Below are 18,591 nucleotides of genomic sequence, written 5' to 3' on the forward strand. Positions count from 1 at the left end.
CGCCGATAACAGGACGATGGAAAAATCAGGGAATGCCGGCCGGCACCGCAGCCGGCGGCGCAACTCGGCAATGCTCATTTCCAGCATCCTGAAGTCCGACAGGATCAGACGCGCAGGTGCACTCGTAAGTTTGTGCGGCGTCTGATGCCCGCTTCCCGCGAGTACGGTGTTGCGGCCGTGCACTTCCGGTACCAGTTGAATGGACCATCGGTTGTCGGGACTGTCGAGACCAGATGTACAGTTGACATGGCGCGGAACTCGATCGAGTCGCGCGTCATGAGTTTATCTGTGAGCGCTGCCCCGTTACGGACCATGCAACGGAATCCCGTGATAAATAACGAAGTGGTGTGCGTTCGCGTGTATAGTGGGACGTGCCATCGGCCGGCAGTTTGCTCGTGTCCGGTTTCGGATCGGGTCCGTAGCCAGTCTTTCCGGGCATAGTTCGCCGGACTTCGCGCAGCAGTTGTCCATGCCGCAGTAGCCCCCCGACGATGACCTACACCGTCTTTGTTTTCATCAGGCGTGCGTGGATGGAACATCGAGGGATATTTATCGAAATGAAAATGCCTAAAAGCACGTGGTATCGAATGCCGATGATCGGCAGGTCGCTCGACGACCGCAAGTGCGGCGTTCAGATGCGTAACGATGAGTCAGGTGTGCTTGCCCGGTTTATCCCGGACGGCGAGCGTCCTATCCAGCTGGAAGGTTCGTTTGCGGACGAAAGCGCGGCGTATGGAGCAGTGATCGCTGAGGTGGGCCGGTACTTTAACGGGGACTATCCTCGCATGGAATCTCGCTTGACGCCCGCTTGAGCCGCACCGGTATGTATCCGGGCCTCCGCGGCCAGAGATTAACGGGTTGCGCAGAACTCTCGGCGGCTCACATTTTTCGGTCTCGTCGACGTCAACCGAGGTGGCCGACCCGCCTATCCGGATTCGGATTTCTGCCGGCACCGCTTACGGCGCAACGCCAATATCCCACTCGCGGGAATCCGGCCCGTCATCGCCATGTCGAGCGGCAGCGACGAACTGTCTGTAATCTTCCGTATCCTGAATGGCGTCGCACTCGTATGGTCTACCGCGTGCATCAAATGAAATAGTATGCACTTCGTAGCATCCGGTAAGCGCGCGGACCATCTGGTCGATAACATATGCCTTGTGTTGCGATGCGTCTATGCTACCCAGGCGCATCGCAAGAACCAGCGCCCTGCGGATCCTTCTGGTTGCCTCTGTCGCAGTCAGCTCCATCTCCATCTCACTTTTCAGTATCCTGCGTGAAAAGATACATCGGGATGTCTGTCGCGAATGCAGCAGCTCGGAGGCCTGCATCCAATCGCAACAGACCGTTTCCGCAGACACCAGATGAATGTCGGAGCAGGCGTTCGAGGCGTCGTCGCCATGGCTCGGCACGTCGCGCGTCAACTATATTTACGACGCCGTCTCGGCACGAGCGGCAACCGGGCCGGCAGCAGTGGCAGCGGTTGTTCATGTTACTACCCGATGACGGGCATAGGCCCGCACGAAACCGAGCGATCGCGTGTCGCACCTTCAGATTCGCTATCGAATTGATTCGAGCTAGTCCGGACACGTTTGACGCAACTCTTCAGAACGCTGACACCCCGAACGTTCAAGTGCGGGCCGAACGGGAGATCGCATACGTCTGCGAAACGGCCCCTTCACCGAACGCGAGCCACACCTCGACGAGGACTAAAGACCGGCCGGCATTCGACGGCGAGGAATTCAGAGCATGGGTAAAACGACGGTGCTGAAGCGGGTTCGCGCCTGCCAGCGTGGATTTGCGATCCGGATCGGCAAGCGTTTGCACGGCCGACATTCGACTTATGGCTCACGACGCGCCTGCGGCATGCTGGGCTCATCGCAGGGGCGCCGAAGAGACCCGCGAGTCATTGGAGAAGGTAGGAGGCTGGCGGCCGGTGTCAGATCAACTGAAATGCTGAGAGCTGTGATCCACTTTCTGGACTTCGAGGACTACCATACGCTCGCGTGCACCGTCGGTCAATTCAATTCGACCGATTGTGCACCGCCCTGCGTTTCCTGTTCCAGAGTATAGTGGGCCTCCTCTCCTCGCGGACTGACCAAGATGACGACACGCGCACTGCTTCTCTATAAGGGGTACGAACTTCATCCTCTCGTATTTCTGCGCACATTCAATCGCTTTGACGGGCATTCGCGTTATGCTGAAGGCTACGACATTGCAGTACGGATCTCTCGTCCAGCCGCGATAACCAGCTCCTCCGAAAGCCGCGTTTTCCGCATCAACGAGCTGCACACGTTCTCCGATCTCGGTATGGCAAGACGCGCCGCCCGGCAGCGGGGAAAAGACATCATCGACGGCAAGGTGGTCGGAGCTTCAGTCGTCGGCATGTGAAAAGCGCTGCTCGAGCGGGTGGCGGCTGAGCTACTGAGCGGCGTGCTGGTCTCCTTAATCGTACCGGGACACGGACAACGTTCCGGCACAGAATCCACTTCTCATTCCGTGCTGGCGGGGGCGGGAACTCGTGCGCTGATCCGCGCTACCGAAAGCGGACGCCGGCACGTCCGTCAACCGGCATATATGACACCATCTACAATGGCCTTATTTGCGTATCGATGGATAATCACAGCGGGCTCCAAATTGGCGTCTCGCGTTCCGCGACGTGACCGGTGAGGTTACTCGATCTCGACCGACTTTCACCGCCTTCAGGCGAACAGGTAAGATCAGTTATTGCCGTTACCATACAGAAGACGCGTCAGGCATGTGCGTCACTGAGAGCATCTGAACAGGCTTGTGAAGATATACATTCCCAAGGCTTATTGCACCGCGCTCAAAAACGGGGCGGCCGGTCAGCCCATACCTCGTCGCACGAGCGAGATAACGGATGCATGTTCTGGATTTGGATCGCTGGTCGGCAACCAGAGGAACTCAATCCGCCGCGGCGAAGCCGATCACAACGGAATAGACGTCGGACACGTCATCCATTGCGACGCATGACAACGAGTGTAAACCGACAGGAACGGAGGATGACGATGAACACGGTGAAGGTATATCGCTTCGAGAAATATGACGTCAACTGCGACGAATGGCAGACGTCGAGACGCTGGGCAACGGAGGAAGCCATCAATGCAGTTGGCGGGCGGCGCAAGGGAGACCCGGTAGAAGTAGACTCCACCATGCTTGGCCAGGAGATCGACGGAATGACCGACAGAAGCTTCAATCCTCACGCTTCACACGGATTTCAACGCACGGTGATGCGCTAGTTTAGTCTTACTGCCCACTTCAAGTCCTGTCCAGCGGCGCTGACTCCTGGTGCTAAAGGATTACTCATTTTGAGCCTCGTCTCGCGGGCGGGGCTTTTTAATGCCGCCTGCATTGCACCTTCGATCCGCCCTGCGCAAACAGTGGACGTCCTCTAATCGACCAACAGAAAGGAGTGACGCGTTGAAAGTTTTATTTGACTTACATGTTGCATCTCTATCGTCGACGCCGCATCCAATCATCCAATCGATATCACATGAAAAAGACAATGCTTGCACTGATTTACCTCGGGACCGCCTCAGCATTTTCGCAAACACTTCACGGCGGCTCGCACTTGAATTCCCCGTACGGAAACCCGATCTTGATGTAATGGCAACGACGAAACGATGAACGGTTACACCCGCAGCAATGGCACCTACGTCCAGCCGCACGACCGCACCGCTCCCGACTCGATTCCAAACAGCAGTTATTCAACGCAAGCAAACCGTCAACCCGTACACCGGTAAGATTGGATATAAGCAGTCTGCGTTTAATGGCGCAAGCGTTCCTTCGCCGCGGGCATCAGCGAAAGCGAAGATGTCGTACGTCCTATCGTCGCACGCACATCGATTTCCGACGCGGGCCAGCGACGGCAACGACAGCGTTGCAACAGAGATTCGCGGTGAAACGACGCGGTGAGGAGACGTCAAGACAAGACATCCAACCTCAAGCGCGCCGACGCCATTGACGACAGCAGGTAGAGCAGATGCATCAGGTCAATGCAAAGCGCACAACGTCCGGGGCTCGACACCGCAGGAAAGCAGAACTGCCGTTTTGCCGTGTCGCGGGGTAAGCGCCCGCCGTGTCGTTGCCTTTTGCGAAGCGACGCCTTTTCATCAGTACCGCCGCTTGTAGTGCCCCTCTCGCCAGAGCGTTGCGCCGACCGAGGTCAGCAGCGCAATTTCCTCTTCGCCCAGCCGGTCCCATGCGCCGGCCAGCCATGCCGCTAGCCCGGCGCACGCGTGATCGAGGTCAACCGTTGCACGTCCTTCCAGGTTGAGTTGTTCGAAAACGGCGGTCACGTCAGTTGGCGTCACGGTGGCTCCCCATTGTTCACCTCGGTCTACTAGACCAGCTTCTGTCGTTGCGTACAGATTGTCCATTTGTTGACCGCGCTTCGGGCTATATCGTACCGCTACTCGAGTCGCGACGAGCGCCATTTTCCATAGGTCCAGCCTCGTCTTCCCGCGGGGCCGTTTTTGATCCGGGTGCCCTGTGTTCGTTACGAAGATTCGACGGCACGCGTAGGTATCCGGCCGGATGTTCGTACAACCAGTACTGGCACGCCGCCGCATGCGATGCAAAGTCGTCTCCGCGCCCGCGCAACACCTCCGCCCAATGTCGAACATGATCGACCGGCACGGTGCCGGGCGCGCTGCTCCATAGCGCAGCCACGAGGAATCGATCAGCTTCTTCAGGGCTATCTGACAGGACTTCCGCAGGTTGTAGCACAAAACGAAAGTGGGACGCCATCGTCAGTCAGAAGAAGATTGAAGGTCAGGTAGTGGAGTGTAGCCAGGACGGCGCCGTAACTGTCGCGATTCGACATTTCAATTTCGCCTGCGCTCGCCTTATTCGATATGCGGTAGCAGGGCGCGCCCCGTTGACCGGATAAACTGGGAGTGCAATGAGTGGAAGCGGCACGGAGCAAGGAACGCGGGGGTCAGTGAACTCCTGCTACCGCAGCGTTCTCCGGCAGCGAGCGTCGCTGCAACGTCTCGATGCTATGGGGCGCGGACGCCACGCTCGCACTGGAGATACTGGAGCGATTGGAAGTACTACCGAGCACTTTCGGACATTCGGGCGACCCGTTTGCATGCGGCCGACGGAAGGTCTTTGCTGCAACGCAAGGTTTTTCGGACATCGGCAGAGGTCGTATTGATTGATGCGGGTCGTCAGGCGCCGAAACTCGTTTGTCGCTTGTAAGCAGGAACGAGGAATGCGGGGTTACCCGAAATAACCGGGATCCCCAGATGTCATTAATTCTGCTTGTGGGCGACGCCGAAGACAACATACGACCACTTCAACTTGTGATGGGCGCGGCCGGTCATCGTCTTCTCAGCGCTGAAAACGGCGAGATCGGCTACGGTATCGCTTCCCGGGAGTACCCTGATCTGATCGTTACTGACTGGGACATGCCCGTCCTGGACGGACGTGGGATGTGCGCACGGCTTGCGCTGCACCCAATCCTCTCGCAAATACCTGTCGTTGTAGTTTCGGCCATGGAGGTTGTCGCTTCGCGTGACATTCGCTGGAACGCCTTCCTTCGTAAACCGGTGAACCCGCTGCAGCTGATCCGGCTGATCGCGTCACTGCTGACCGGTCGTATACCGGTGTCCACGAAGCTTGTGGACGGCATGAAAACGCTGTCATCGAGGCGCCCGGCTGTCAATCCAAAGTGCTGGCCATAAAGCGGAAGCCGGTTACTCAAAAAAACGGCAGCGAGACGAGGCCAGCTAGATCGATCACTTCACGCGCCTGACCTGAACCGGATTCCCGCCGATGGCGCCGAGCCGTTTTCTGTTCCGGCGTCCGGTCCGACCTTTTGCACTTCGCGGCAACCGACTGTCACTTGTCGGCAAGGCGTTTCCAGATGGAACGGCGCAGCAGCTGCTGGCACACACTGAACATTTCTCCCACGATCGGCGATCGGTAGTCGAGACGTCCGCCGTCAGTGAACAGTTGCGCGAGTGTCGCTGCGTCGCTCAGCGCTGGTGCGTTCAGAAAGCTGGGCGCGAGTTCCGCAGACACGCGAGCCAGATGTGCCCGCTCAAACCAGCTGCAATTGGCGCCGTTACTCGCGAGCCAAATTTGCGCTGATTCGACGAGATGGGTGGTTTCGAGCCATACGCCTGTACGCGCCCTGGCGACGAGCTGTCCGGCCACCAGGTAGGTCAGCAGTTCAGCGCGGGCCTCGTCGTCGAGATGCTCGGGGCGTCTTGCAGGATTCATTTGGCGGTTACCGTGGCGAGGGTGCAGAGAGCATACGCTGCAATGCAACATCGCGTGGATATTTTCCAGACGGCTGCGCCTCGCAAAGCTTCTTGTACGCGAAGATGTGTGCGCGTACAGTGATTGTGCTCGCTCTCGTTCCCCGTGGCGAGTAACTCCATAGGCTCCGCCTGCCTTCGCGTACGCGGGGCTGTTTTTTGGCCGCAGTCGTCAGGACGCAAATTCGGAGCGCACCATGGCGCCAGGTGATGTGATCGCCATGTTCGAACAACTCAACCTCGAAGGGCGCGCCACAGTCGACCTCGATCATGCACGCGCGGGGTTCGCCGGATGGCTAGCTGGCGCATGGGATCGGTTGGACTAAGAGGAAATTGCGTTGCTGACGTCGGTCGGCGCAACGCTGTGGCGCGAGGGCCACTACAAGCGGCGGCACTGACGCTTGCGCACAAAGGTTCCCGGCAACGATGTGGGGCCAAATACTGTGCGCGCGTATCAGCTAGGGCCGGGATCGGCCCACGTGCCCATCGGATCCTGCTTGTCATTGTTCTCCGCACGGTCCTGCCCGGCCGATGTCACGCGTACGTAACCGTTCGCCTGGATTTCGACGAGGCCCACGGGCTGTAATAACTGGACGTGGTAGTAGACCTCGGAATCAGAGCATTTTTCTTCAAGCTTGGCGGTCAGCGTATTGATACTCATCGTCCCGCTTTTGTCGTGCACCAGCGTCCGCAGAATCTCTATCGCCAGTTTTTTGTCGCGGCGCATGGAGGGCCTCCGCGTAATTCGAGGACCTCAACGATAGCAGTGTTTTTGCGATCTGATCGAAAAAAAGCCCCGCCGCGAGGCGAGGCCGAACCTATGGACAACTGTTGCGCTCGCATGGTCGGCGAACAACTGTACGATAGGACGCCAAGGGCGGCGCGGCAAGGTTAGCTATCGCCAGACGTGAGGCGCTTGCGCGACTACATAATCCGCTGTGCAAGCGGAGGTCGGATACTGCGGTCCGCAAACGTCGCACCCTCTTCGACGTAGTAGGGCCGGCCCACTTTGACCGGCGGCGGATAGATTTCCCTTGATTGATCCACAGGCGTGCCGTGCGAATTGCCGGCGGTGGATCGAACTCGCGCTTCAGCCATTCATCAAGACGGATCTTCGTATGAAATTTGCCTTGGTCCGAGAGTTAGCTGATGTTCGCGAAGAAACTAGCCGCTGCGCGCTTCACCAGATAGCTTTGCAATGCGGCCGCATCGACCTCAGGCTGCGGATTCCGGCGAACGTGATCACGCTTTCCGCCGGATCGTGATCACGGATTCCGAATGATCGTGATCAGCGGTTCCGGTTGATCGTGATCGTCGATCACAGGTTTCCGAAACGCGTGATCACGATGCCGGAATGAGCGATCACGGGACCGAAACGGGTGATCACGTAACCGGAACGTAATCCGGGTTTGAGTCTGGCGGTGGCGTTGCGCATGTATTCACCGGCGGCGTTAGCCTGCTCCCTTTTTTGCGGGAGAGGCGCTGATGCCGACACCTCGGATGAGCATGCGCAAATTGAAGGAAGTCCTGCGACTGAAGTGGGCGTGTGGCCTGACGCATCGTCAGATCAGCCGGGCCATCGGCATCAGCGTCGGGGCCGTGTCGAAGTTCGCAGCGCAGGCCAACCAGGCGGGACTCGACTGGGCCGCAGCCGAAGCGCTGTCCGACGATGAACTGAACGCGCGCCTGAGGCCTGCGGCAGCCGATGCCACGGCGACAGCGTTGCGACGCATCGAGCCCGACTACGCGGCATTGCATCGCGAACTGCGACGCAAGGGCGTGACGCTGCAACTGCTGTGGGAAGAATACGCTGAAGCGAACCCCGGCCAGCGGACCTACCGCTACACGCAGTTCTGCCAGAAGTACAAGGACTGGGCGAAGTCGATCAAGCGCTCAATGCGCCAGCAGCACCGCGCCGGCGAGAAGCTGTTCGCCGACTTCGCGGGCGCCACCGTGCCGATCCTCGCGCGCAATGGCGGCGTCGAGTTCGAGGCGCACGTGTTCGTTGCCGTGCTCGGCGCATCGAACTACACATTCGCGTGCGCGACGCGCACGGAGACGATGGCGGACTGGATCGGCAGCCTGTGCGACGGGGGGTGCGGCTAAAATCTTGGACTGGTTATGCCAAGATTCCAAGAGTTTCCCGGTATTCAAGTGGGCTGAGAGAGCCGAGCGAGACCTTGATCCGGGTTGCGTTGTACCAGCGGATGTACGAGTCGAGGACTTCAATGAAGTGATCAACGGTCGTAGCCCGCCAGTCGCGAGAATAGAACAGTTCCGTTTTGAGCCGTCCGAAGAAGCCTTCGCAGGCCGCGTTATCAGGTGAACATCCTTTGCGTGACATCGAGCGAACAAGCCTGGCATCGCGCATACGGGATAGCCATCCCGGCCAACGATAGTGCGCACCGCGATCGGAGTGGACCACCGGCCGATCACCGCTATCAGCCACCGCCTCGATGGCCGAATCCAGCATGGCATTGACGAGTTCAGCATCTGGCCGTGTGCCGATTGCCCAGCTCACAACGAGCCCGTCGAAGCAGTCTATTACCGGCGACAGATACACCTTGCCGGCAGGGATCTGGAATTCGGTGATGTCGGTGAGCCATTTCTGATTCGGGGCGACTGCACGGAAATCGCGATTGATGAGATTCTCCGGAGCGGGGCTGATTTCTCCACGATAGGAGCCGTAGCGACGTCGTTTCGTTGTGGCAGCGGCCAAGCCTTCCTGTCGCATCAAACGTCGCACGACCTTCTCTGAGATAAATACCTGCTGCCTGCTCAAGGCTGCCCGGATTCGACGATAGCCGTAGCAGCGGTAATTGCATTCGAAAATGTCTGCAATGACGCGACGCGCGCCAGCATGCCTGTCAGCGACAAGCAGACGTGCACGGTGATAGAAGTAGGAACTGCGGGCTAGCCTCAGGACGGATAACAGATCTGGCAACGGATAGGTTTGCTTCAGGGCATCAACCAGCATCGTCTTCTCCCGGTTGCTCAGGAGCTGCGGGTCGATGCCCATCCCTTTTTTTACCAGTTCGTTCGCTTTCTTGAGGATGTCGCGCTCAAGCTCCAGCTTCCGGATGTCGCGTCGAAGCGACTCGACCTGCTGCTCCAGTTCCGCAATCTCAAGGTTCGGAGCTGGCTTCTTCTGGCGTCTCATGGATGCTGGAGCCTCCCGACCGAGGAGCTGGTTCTTCCAGTTGTACAGCAGAGGCCTGCTCACGCCTGCTCTCTGGGCAACCACGCTTGCGCTTTCATCCCTGGTGCACAGATCAATGACCGCTGCCTGCCTGGCCTCGCGCGATTTCGGAACGCTGCCGGCTACTCTGCCCACCATACGCTTTCCGATCTCGGGACACAATTCTTCGATCCATTTGGCAAACGTTCCGCGACACGGATAGCCTAAAGCCTTCAAGGTCGCAGCAGCACATCGGTCATGGCTCAGGAAGTGATCGACGGCAGTCTGTTTCTGTTCAGCCGAATACCTTGGCGCAGCGCGAATATAGCCGGTTCGCAAACCATGACACTGCTCGTATTCGCGATGCCAGGCCTTCAGAGAATTCTTTGTCGGGTAACCCAGCTGTCTGATGGTCGCCCTGATGCGCTTGCCCAACTTCAAATAAAGCTGAACTGCTCGAATGCGGTCTTCGTACGAGTACATGGACTACCTCCAGGTAGTCCAGGATTTTGTCCGCACCCCCCCTGGGTCCGGATTCCGTGCAAAACAACATCGATGACATCTGAAGCCTCGTCCGGATCGCCCAGATTTCGCGCAGCTTCAACGGGGGCTTCTGGCCAGTCAGCCTTCCTTTGTTCCAAGGTACCCGGCGAGTGCTGGAGGAAGAATTACGCGTTTCCATGTCGACCTCCTCTTCAATGAAGGGAGATCGATTCTGCGCGCTGCGCAGCGGTCGCTCCTCGACCTTTCTCCAGCACATCGGGCATAGGTAGCTGCGCCTCCAGCGCCCCCCCGCGACGGAATGGCTACCATCGCCGGTGGGATCGATCACGACCAGTGCTACGCACGAGACGCCGGTGATGTTCATAAGCTGCTTCACCACATCGTTCACCGTCTCGCGGCCCGGAGCGGTTGCGACGGCCCTTTCGCAGGGACGACAGGCGTTACCAGCTGAACCGGTAGCCCGCCTGTCCAAACACATTGCGGCGATATTCCCCGCCCCAGCTGTGTTCGTATTTCACATTCGCGTACGCCTCGGAGTGCTTGCCGATGCTGCCCGTGATCCCAATGCCGATGTCATACCAGGTCTTCTCGAGTTCATTGCCGAATGACGTGCCGCCAACGGTAGTCTGTCCCGGCGAGAAGAAGTCATGCAGTACGTCGGCCGTGAAATACGGCGTGACGCTCGATGTCTTCGAGTCGTTGCCCAGGTTTGCCTTGAACAACCTGAATCCCAGACGTCCACGCAAGCCGTTCGTCGTATTCGAGCTGATCGGCGAGACGCCGTCATCGAAGCTGTTCAGATGCAGGTATTGGTAGAGCAGTTGAGCTTGCGGCTCGATCGCCACGCCGGTCGAGCCGAGTGCGAACGGCTTGCCGATTTCGCCTGACACACCCGCGCCAAAGCCGTTCTGGCTGCTGCTGTCGCCGAAGATGTCGCCGTAGCGGTTCTGGTAATGCGTCAGTTGTCCGACGCCGTCGAAGTAGCTGCCGTCGGGCAGATACCTGGTCCAGTAACCGCCGATCGATTGCCCCTGCGTTTCAACGGTGCCCGTTGAATCGGATGTGCCGGGTATGTTTCGCGCGCTGTCGCTGAAGTTCGCGGACGTGGAGCCGAATGCCAGCGTCGCACCCGCATGCGTGCTGCCGCCGCTCGCGTCGTGCGACAGCGTCCAGTCCTTGCCGAACTGCGCGAAGAACGTGTGTTCGTCGGCCGAGAACCGGTCGTTCGCGTCGGCGCTGAGATTCTGTCCGCCAATGCGGCCCCACACGCCGTTGTTGTGCGCCGGTTGCGTGGAATCCGCGTTCGGAATATCGCCGACGCGCTCGTGCAGGCGGCCGAGGAGGCTAAAGCCGTAGTCCGCGTTGAGCAGCGGCGTGACGGAATAGCCGACCACCGCCGGGCGATAGGCAATGGGTCCCGTCGCCGCTGCACTGGCCGGTGGCGGAGCCGTCGGGTCGGACGTGTCGCCAGGCGCTGTCTGGGCCGCGAGTTGCGAGCGCAGGTACCAGTCGTTCACGTCCGTCGCACCGCCCTGGAATAGCATGTACTGGAAGGCGCCGGCCTGGACCGGACCTGCCAGATGGAAACTGTTCGCGGCCGAAGTGCCGTTCACCTGCACGAGCTGGATACCATCGCCAACGGTCTGCGCGCCCGCACCCGACTGATTGAGCTTGATGGTCGTCGTGCCGCTTACGTTACCACCGACCACGAGCCTGTCGCTTTGCGATGCCGGGCCGCCTTCGTTGAGCAGCGTGTTGAGCACGACCTGGCCGTTCGTGCCGGTGTAGTTGCCGGCGACGTTCAGCACGTTGCCGATGCGGCCCGACGCGGCTGCGAGATTCACGATACCAGCGTTATTCAGATTGCCGCCGATACTGAAAGCGCCAGTGTTGCCCGATGCAAACGGCGACAGCGCATTCGCTGCCGCAATCGTGCCGCTGTTGTTCACCGAACCCGACACGGTGCCATAGCCACCCAGCGTCGCGCCCGCAGCGACCGTCGTCAGGCCCGAGCCGATGGTTGCATTGGCATGCGCTGCATCGCCGACAGCGAGCGTGCCGGCCAGCACGTTCGTGCCGCCCGAATACGTGTTCGCAGCGGTGAGAACAGTGATGCCTGTGCCCACCTGATTCACCGAACCTGTGCCGCTTACCAGATTGCCGAACGTGAATGCATCGCTACGATTGAAGGCGAGCGTGGCGTTATCGGTGATGGCGCCGAGAACGCTGCCGCTCGTGCCGCCATTGCCGATCTGCAGCGTGCCCTGCTGGATGAACCATGGGGTTGCGGCGGTGCCGGTGCCCGTCAGCGCCCAGGTGCTCGTGCCGGTTTTCTGGAAGACGTTGAAGTTCCGATACTGGGCGGCAGAGCCGATCGAAGAAACATCGAAGACATCATTTGCGGTGCCACCGAGCGTCAATGTGTTGGCGCTTGACGCAGTGTTGGCAATGACGTTGCCGACGATCGTCGAACCTGCCTGTAGTTCGAGCGAGAGTGCACCCGTCCCACCCGTGAACTGGATCGCGTTGGCCTGGCCGGCGCCCGCCTGGAGGGTCCCGCTGTTGATGAGGCTGATGGCCGCATTCCCGCTGACTGCGGCGGCGCCGTTGCCGCCCACGATCGTGCCCGTGTTGACGACCGGCGACGCACCTGCCCGGAGGAAGATCCCTGCGCCGCCCACGTTCGCGCCTGTCAGATCAGAGCCGCCGCGGATCGTGCCGTGATTGATCAATGTCCCGCCGCCCGGCCCCCACGTCACGCCGATGCCGACCGCACCAACGCCTCCGTTGGTGTTCCCACCGAGGATCGTGCCGCTATTGGTTAGCGCTGCGCCATTTTCTACCTCTACACCGGGTCCAGGAGCTCCGGTAGTTAAAGAGCTTCCCCCGCTGATCGTGCCGTTGTTCGTTAGTGTCACCCGGGTCCCGTTCAGCAAGATGCCGATCCCTCCCGTTTGGCCTGCGCCAGCGCCGCCACCGGTCAGAGACCCATTGTTGACGAACGGCGTGCTGCCTGACGGGCTAGTCAGCTGAAAGCTGGCTCCGCCAACGTTGTTCGTCCCTGAACTGACCACTGTTCCGACAATGGTTACCGGCCCCGACCATACGTCGCCGGAGGTCGTTAAAGTGAAGCCCTGCGTATCAAGCGTGATGGGCTTGTTGGGCGTCGTCAGGTTACCGGTGACCTGGAAGCCGCTGCCGAACCGGATGGTCGAACTGGCGTCGGTGGATGAGTTGATCGCGGCAATCGCGTTGGCCAGATCCGTCTGGTTGTTCACCGTGATATCCAGCGCCCACGCCGATTTTGAACGCGTGCCGACAAACGCCAACACGACGCTGAAAGCAGTGAGGAGTACGGCTCGCCTCGCACGCCCGGCAGCGCCCGCCCCGTGTTTCCTTCGTGTGCCGCTGGTTGTCGACGCCGCTCCATCGGCCACCAACAAGTTGGGAAGGCTCCTGCTTACCAGCCGATTTGCTCGATCATTCATTCTTATTTTCTGACGTGTCCGGTACCGCGCGGACGGTACCAGAACTACGCATCTGGATTGTTAGCAAATGTGAATTGCGGCGGGGAAACAACGATCGACGCGCGATGACCCGTTAGCGTCATAAAGCGGTCGTCACCGGCGGATTGACGAACGTCGGAAATTGGCCGATAGTGTTGAAAAACCCTGCTCGGATGGCGATCGTAGTGCCCGTCAGCGCGCGGAGAGGCATGATCGTGTTTCGGAGCATTCAGACATCGAGGGGCTTTCGCCCCTCGCTTCAAGCTAGACAATCATCGCAGCTCTTTCTGTTTCGAGCGGTGCCAACCGCCTGGCCATTCGTCGCAGGTTCTGGGCTGTTGCTGCCAGCAGGAATTCGTCCCGCGCACCACTTAGGCCCCGCAATCGAAGTCGATCGAGCTTCAGAATTCGCTTGAGATGTGCGAACAGCATCTCGACCTTCTTCCGCTCTCGACGCGAGCGTCTGTACTCTGGCGTTGTCGATATCTTTCGCGCCACATCTCGCGCATCTTCATGAATGCTGCGGGCAATCTTGCGGAACGGCATGTTAGGGCAACACTGTTCCTTCATCGAGCAGCCGGTGCAATTGCGCTGGCTCGATCTATAGATGATGGTGTCGGCCTTTGTAATGTGGGTTCGCGGGTTTGCGTATGCTCGCCAATCGCTGCGCATTGCGTGTCCAGCGGGGCATCGATACTCGTTGCGTTGTTCGTCCCAGTGGAACTTGTCTCTCTCGAACGTGCCATCGCGCCGGGTCTTCTCCCAAACCGGAACGTGAGGCGCGATCTTCTTCTGCCCGACCATCCACGCAAGCATCGGTGCCGTGCCATAGGCCGTGTCGCCTACCAGACGGCGAGGCTTTATCGCCAGACGCTGTTCAACCCGGTCCACCATGGTCTTTGTCGATTCCACTTCTTCCGCCCGATTCGCCGGTGTGGCCTCCACATCCATAATGATCCCGGCGTGCAGGTCAATCAGATAGTTGGTCGAATAAGCAAAGAAGGCTGGACCGCCAGGTGCTGCAGTCCAGCGCGCTGCAGGGATCGGTCAGTGAAATGCTCTTTGGCGGAGGTACTGCTTCGACCCCGGTCAAAGCATTACCGCAGGATTGATTGGCCTCGTCCAACGCGGCCAGGTACTCACGTACAGCGCGACTCGGGCCATCACCTTTGCTCCAGTCGACAGTCTGACTTCCCGGTACTGCACGGCTTCGATTCGCGTCGGCTCTGATGACGCTTGCATCAATGGCAAAGCCTTCGCCTTGCACAAGTCCCTCCGCCATGCAGCGCCGCAGGACTGTCTCGAATACGTGGCGCAACACTTCACTGTCACGAAAGCGACCGTGTCGATTCTTGGAGAAAGTCGAGTGATCCGGAATCGGGTCTTCAAGGCCGAGGCGGCAAAACCAGCGATAGGCCAGATTGAGATGGATCTCTTCGCACAAACGTCGTTCAGAACGAATACCAAAGCAATACCCGACGATGAGCATGCGAACCATCAACTCGGGATCGATCGACGGCCGGCCCGTGTTGCTGTAATACGGCGCCAGGTGTTGGCGCAATTCGCTGAGGTCGAAAAACGGATCGATACGGCGCAGCAGATGATCTGAAGGCACATGATCATCGAGGTTGAACGAGTAGAAGAGCTTCTCCTGCGAACCACCTCGTTGACCCATCATGGCTGGCGCCCTCGTTGATTGCTCACATCCCAGGATAGGCGCTCACCACCAGATTTGCAGGGTTTTTCAACACTATCGGCCGACTACTGCCTGATGTCGTCGGCCGTAGCCGCCCCATAAGGGATCGTCGGCTTTCCGCGAAGCGGACATCCGGAGGTCCTGCTAAACCGCGTAGAAACAGTAAAACTGCTCGATTGGGGCTTCTACCGCGAGCGCCTGAAGCGGGAAGCCGCACACCAAGTCTTGAAAATCCGCTGCGTACGATAGCTGTTGCATGAAATATTCCGCGGCACCAACTCTGACGGCGCCATGGCGATCCAGAAATTGCCCCCACAGAGGCATGTTGCGGAATCGCGATTCCGCGACCTTGGCGCTCGCCACGTATCCATCAGGAACACACCGTTGATAAGCGCGTAGGTTATAGAGCCACGAAGTCCCTGCAACGCACGTCGCTTCTTGATGGTTGTGCCTCATGTGATCGAAAAGCGAGCGGAGTTCCGCAAGCCGTACAGGTAAGCGGTCGATGCCCAACGGAGAGGTCGTGGCTGGCTCAATATTCTCGAAGTGAATGCGTACGCATCTCGCATCCTGCATCGCATATGAAAAGCAACCGACCGTCGCGAGCTTGGACTGCGTCTTGGGAACTTCCGTTCTCGCGAGATAGAACCGATATGTCCAATCGCACAAATCGACCGATTTCCTTAAGCCGTCTGTATAGCACCGCCAGATCGGATGGTGTTGGTCAAAGGCACGACCGAGCGCGAAGCGGACGTAGATATTCGTATAGTCGAGCAACGCCTTCTCGATCGGTATGTCAATCAGAGCGGCGACGGTTTGTGCAAACCGGATTTGCAGGTCGAAAAACTCCTTGCTGTATCGCATCCTGGTAGCCTCTTGAGGCGACGATTGTCAGCGAGCCAGCCTGCTATGCGAATCGTCTGCGCTTGGCCCGATCGTTACCAGGCCAGTTTTTCGTAGAGCGACCAGACATAGCCGCTGGCTTCGGACTCTGCATGCTGCCTAACGCGGATAAATGCAAGCGACTCATAATAGGTGCATAGCTTTACGTTGTGGACAGCGCAATCAAGTCGGATAAACGCCGATCCAGGATGCTAAGCTTGTCGCCACACCAATCCAGCATAAAGCTGCCAAGTCCGCGTCTGTGGAAGCCTTTCCGCACGCAAAGCGCATGCACGTACCCGGCTATCGGTTCTTGCGGCCCCGTGCTTTTCATCATCGAGATCGAGCACAAGTGCCGACCGGGTCGCCGTCCAAGTCGACGACATACACGGTTTTTTCAGAGACGTTGTTTCGCACCCACCTCTCAGAGAATCCATCTCCTTCTTTTCCCCAAGCGTAGTCGCGGTGAGTCAGCTTCGTTTCATGTGCATCGTTGCGAATCTGTGTGAGTAAAGACACCTATCTGGAAAATTTTCACGCCTGCAGCCAACTTTTTTGCGACCTTTAGTAAAGGCTTGCCAGATAAGATCGACAATGCTTTGCGAGGGGTGCTCGGTCAAGTATTTTAAGAACTCACAGGGAGCGCGGTGGATCTTCAGTCGATCCTCAGCGGTTCAACAAACAGCAGCGCTGTGCAAGAAACTCAGCTTGACGCAATCGGTTTGGCCATCTCCGTCGTGCCGCTCCACCCGAGGTTCGCGTAAAGATCGCGGCCCGCATCGGTCGCATGAAGAATCGCGTACTGCACGCCACGTCTCGCGAATTCCGTTTCAGCCCGTTGCATCAGATCGCGTGCGAGCCCGCGTCGGCGATACGCGGGCTCGACGAAGACGTTGAGCACATAACCGCGCCGGTCCGATACCGGATGAGACGGATGCGGCGGCCAGTCGATCAGCATCAGGCCGATGCCCGCAACCGGTTCACCCGCTGCGCACAGCAGATAACCGAAATACGTACGGTCGTGGAGACGCGGCCGCAGCCACTCGCGAAAATGCGCGGTCATGGTTTGCAACACGGCTTCGTCGCGGCCGGCCTCGCGAAACATCTGCTCGCGATGACGGCACACGAGTTCGAGATCCGCTTCTTCAAGCGCACGCACGTCCATTCGATGGCTTCTCCCCGATCCCGGCATTCAGAAGGTTCACGCTTCGCGCGGCGTCGCGCTTTCGATCAGTTGTTCCGCGAGCAGATGCGCATGCGGCGTGAGCGCGGCGAAATCGCGCGCGCACAGATGCAGCCGCCGCGCGGTCCACGGCTCCGATAACGGCACGATCGACAGACCGGGCCGGCGCAGCGTGTCGGCCGACGCGAGCGACAGGATCGCGATGCCGATGCCCGCTTCGATCAGCATGCCGATATCGTCGAGACCGCGCATCTGAATGCGGTATTGCAGTTGTTTGCCGAGACGCGATGCGCGTTCGGCCAGATGCGTTTCGAGCGCCGCGTCGGAGAGGCCAACAAACGGTTCGTCGAGAATCTCCGCGAATGCAACCGATTCGGCGCTGCCGATACGATGCGACCGGCTCGCGACGACCACAAGCTGATCCTGCATCAGAAGATGCGTCTGCAACGAACCGAGGTCCGCGATGTCCGCGCCGATGCCGAGATCGGCGCGCCCTTCCGCGAGCGCGGGCACCATCTCCGAAGTCGGCCGTTCGTCGATATCGATCGACAGATCGGGAAAACGCGCGAGAAAACGGCATAGATGCGGCGGCAAAAACGTCGCGAGCGCCGCCGTATTCGACATCAGCCGGATACGGCCTTTGAGGCCGGTCGCATACGGGCGCATTTCGCCGCGCATCTGTTCGACCTGGTCGAGAATCGCGCGCGCATGCCGCATCAGGACGACACCGGCCGGCGTGGCCTGCACGCCGCGGCGATTGCGTTCGAGCAGCGGCGCGCCGAGCGCGGCCTCCATGCCGGCGATACGCTCGCTGACCGATGCGAGCGCCAGGTGCATGGCCTGTGCGCCTTGCGTGAGGCTGCCGCGTTCGACAACCGTCAGGAAAAGCCGCATATCGGTCAGGTCAAAACGCATGCGTTAGCTCTCCTGTGATTGCGGGCGCAGCCATGCCGCGTGCCCGCTTCGGTTTTGCCGAAGTCTAGCATTGGAAATGCCAGATTGTGAGGGCGTCACTTCGTCGTTAGGATCGCGTTCATGGATTCGCGCCGCCTGCTGCAACGCTGAGCGGCGCGGTCGCTCGACCTTTCTCTACGTGAGGAGACCAGGATGTCGGTCCTGCTCGATACGATCGGCTCGCTTGCCATTCTTGTCAGTGTTGCGATGCATCTGACAACGGTGCTGCGCGGGTCGCGCCGCGGTTAGCCAAGCCGGTTTCAAGTTTCGCCGTCGCGCGCCGATATAGGTGTTTAACGTGGCCCGCCGCTTTAGAATCTTCGCGAACTTTCGTGCTGCTTTCGCGAATGGTTCACAGCGAGCGCCACGACTAAACCCGCACCCGACCGCGCATGATGCAACCC

General features: G+C 59.3%; 15 protein-coding genes and 3 pseudogenes. 6 read left to right on the top strand and 12 right to left on the bottom strand.

Features of this window, described 5'->3' with window-relative positions; translation table 11 throughout:
• The first annotated feature begins 491 nt into the window (after positions 1-491).
• On the top strand, positions 492-812 hold the full coding sequence (locus tag KZJ38_RS17050; protein WP_219797380.1) for a hypothetical protein: 321 nt from the start codon (positions 492-494) through the stop codon (positions 810-812).
• A gap of 814 nt (positions 813-1,626) precedes the next feature.
• Here KZJ38_RS17050 and KZJ38_RS17055 read toward each other — a convergent pair.
• Positions 1,627-1,833 (bottom strand): hypothetical protein, encoded by a 207-nt coding sequence (locus KZJ38_RS17055; protein WP_219797381.1) that lies wholly within the window; start codon positions 1,831-1,833, stop codon positions 1,627-1,629.
• 267 nt (positions 1,834-2,100) lie between these two features.
• Here KZJ38_RS17055 and KZJ38_RS17060 point away from each other — a divergent pair, with 267 nt between their 5' ends.
• Positions 2,101-2,388: a hypothetical protein gene (locus KZJ38_RS17060; protein ID WP_219797382.1), complete on the top strand. Its 288-nt coding sequence runs from the start codon at positions 2,101-2,103 to the stop codon at positions 2,386-2,388.
• Positions 2,389-3,026: 638 nt separating this feature from the next.
• On the top strand, positions 3,027-3,257 hold the full coding sequence (locus tag KZJ38_RS36620; protein ID WP_246641518.1) for a hypothetical protein: 231 nt from the start codon (positions 3,027-3,029) through the stop codon (positions 3,255-3,257).
• Between the two features lie 873 nt (positions 3,258-4,130).
• On the opposite strand, the gene KZJ38_RS17070 is transcribed toward KZJ38_RS36620, so the two are convergent.
• Positions 4,131-4,397 (bottom strand): hypothetical protein, encoded by a 267-nt coding sequence (locus tag KZJ38_RS17070; protein WP_425518255.1) that lies wholly within the window; start codon positions 4,395-4,397, stop codon positions 4,131-4,133.
• Between the two features lie 870 nt (positions 4,398-5,267).
• On the opposite strand from KZJ38_RS17070, the gene KZJ38_RS17075 reads away from it, so the two are divergent.
• Positions 5,268-5,705, top strand: coding sequence for a response regulator (locus tag KZJ38_RS17075; RefSeq protein ID WP_219797383.1), 438 nt, complete (start codon positions 5,268-5,270; stop codon positions 5,703-5,705).
• A gap of 157 nt (positions 5,706-5,862) precedes the next feature.
• On the opposite strand, the gene KZJ38_RS17080 is transcribed toward KZJ38_RS17075, so the two are convergent.
• Positions 5,863-6,246, bottom strand: coding sequence for a hypothetical protein (locus KZJ38_RS17080; RefSeq protein WP_219797384.1), 384 nt, complete (start codon positions 6,244-6,246; stop codon positions 5,863-5,865).
• Positions 6,247-6,481: 235 nt separating this feature from the next.
• Between KZJ38_RS17080 and KZJ38_RS37155 the strand changes: the two genes are divergently transcribed.
• A complete protein-coding gene (locus KZJ38_RS37155; protein ID WP_425518256.1) occupies positions 6,482-6,610 on the top strand; it encodes a hypothetical protein in 129 nt (42 codons plus the stop codon).
• 128 nt (positions 6,611-6,738) lie between these two features.
• Here KZJ38_RS37155 and KZJ38_RS17090 read toward each other — a convergent pair whose 3' ends face one another.
• Positions 6,739-7,011: a hypothetical protein gene (locus tag KZJ38_RS17090; RefSeq protein ID WP_219797385.1), complete on the bottom strand. Its 273-nt coding sequence runs from the start codon at positions 7,009-7,011 to the stop codon at positions 6,739-6,741.
• Between the two features lie 197 nt (positions 7,012-7,208).
• On the bottom strand, positions 7,209-7,382 hold the full coding sequence (locus KZJ38_RS17095) for an excisionase (RefSeq protein ID WP_246641519.1): 174 nt from the start codon (positions 7,380-7,382) through the stop codon (positions 7,209-7,211).
• Positions 7,383-7,769: 387 nt separating this feature from the next.
• Between KZJ38_RS17095 and KZJ38_RS17100 the strand changes: the two are divergent.
• Positions 7,770-8,375 (top strand): annotated as a pseudogene (locus tag KZJ38_RS17100) (IS21 family transposase); the annotation flags it as partial.
• Positions 8,376-8,403: 28 nt separating this feature from the next.
• Here the strand turns inward: KZJ38_RS17100 and KZJ38_RS17105 are convergent.
• From KZJ38_RS17105 to KZJ38_RS17130, 7 genes and pseudogenes are all read right to left on the bottom strand, one after another.
• Positions 8,404-9,945, bottom strand: coding sequence for an IS3 family transposase (locus KZJ38_RS17105; protein WP_219797386.1), 1,542 nt, complete (start codon positions 9,943-9,945; stop codon positions 8,404-8,406).
• 73 nt (positions 9,946-10,018) lie between these two features.
• A pseudogene (locus KZJ38_RS36625) lies at positions 10,019-10,144 on the bottom strand (integrase); the annotation flags it as partial.
• 262 nt (positions 10,145-10,406) lie between these two features.
• Positions 10,407-13,244 carry an autotransporter family protein gene (locus tag KZJ38_RS17110; protein WP_219797387.1) on the bottom strand — a complete coding sequence of 946 codons (2,838 nt, stop codon included), beginning with the start codon at positions 13,242-13,244 and terminating at the stop codon, positions 10,407-10,409.
• A gap of 492 nt (positions 13,245-13,736) precedes the next feature.
• Positions 13,737-15,150 (bottom strand): annotated as a pseudogene (locus tag KZJ38_RS17115) (IS1182 family transposase).
• 162 nt (positions 15,151-15,312) lie between these two features.
• Positions 15,313-16,032, bottom strand: a complete 720-nt coding sequence (locus tag KZJ38_RS17120) for a hypothetical protein (RefSeq protein WP_219797388.1) — start codon at positions 16,030-16,032, stop codon at positions 15,313-15,315.
• A gap of 721 nt (positions 16,033-16,753) precedes the next feature.
• Positions 16,754-17,215, bottom strand: coding sequence for a GNAT family N-acetyltransferase (locus KZJ38_RS17125; protein WP_219797389.1), 462 nt, complete (start codon positions 17,213-17,215; stop codon positions 16,754-16,756).
• Positions 17,216-17,251: 36 nt separating this feature from the next.
• Entirely contained in the window at positions 17,252-18,148 is an 897-nt protein-coding gene (locus KZJ38_RS17130; RefSeq protein ID WP_219797390.1) for a LysR substrate-binding domain-containing protein, read from the bottom strand.
• Between the last annotated feature and the right edge of the window lie 443 nt (positions 18,149-18,591).

This window comes from Paraburkholderia edwinii (assembly GCF_019428685.1).
GTDB lineage: Bacteria > Pseudomonadota > Gammaproteobacteria > Burkholderiales > Burkholderiaceae > Paraburkholderia > Paraburkholderia edwinii.